The sequence below is a fragment of the Pseudomonas sp. SIMBA_067 genome, from assembly GCF_046534675.1.
GTDB classification, from domain to species: domain Bacteria; phylum Pseudomonadota; class Gammaproteobacteria; order Pseudomonadales; family Pseudomonadaceae; genus Aquipseudomonas; species Aquipseudomonas putida.
The window spans coordinates 1-361 of record NZ_JAWRYH010000119.1; the positions used below are offsets into that span (position 1 = coordinate 1).

A 361-nucleotide genomic window follows, 5' to 3' on the forward strand; every position below is an offset into this window, starting at 1 on the left:
GTTGGTTGTCAGGAGCTGCGCATCAATGGCGATGCCGCTGCCTCCACCCCGAACCCCCAAGAGCAAATGAGCTCTCTCCGCATGCGGAGAGGGCTTTTTGTCGTCCCTGAAAAATAACAACAAGAGGTGTTCAACATGCGTCATGGTGATATTTCCAGCAGCAACGACACCGTCGGTGTGGCCGTGGTCAACTACAAGATGCCGCGCCTGCATACCCGCGATGAAGTGCTCGAAAACGCGAGGAAGATCGCCGACATCATTGTCGGCATGAAGCAGGGGTTGCCGGGCATGGACCTGGTGATTTTCCCGGAGTACAGCCTGCAGGGCATCATGTACGACCCGGCAGAAACGATGGAAACCG

Annotated in this window: 1 pseudogene; it reads left to right on the plus strand. The window is 56.5% G+C overall.

Annotated features, from left to right (window positions below):
* Positions 1 to 135: 135 nt before the first annotated feature.
* Positions 136 to 361: pseudogene (amiE, locus tag SB765_RS28325) on the plus strand (aliphatic amidase); the annotation flags it as partial.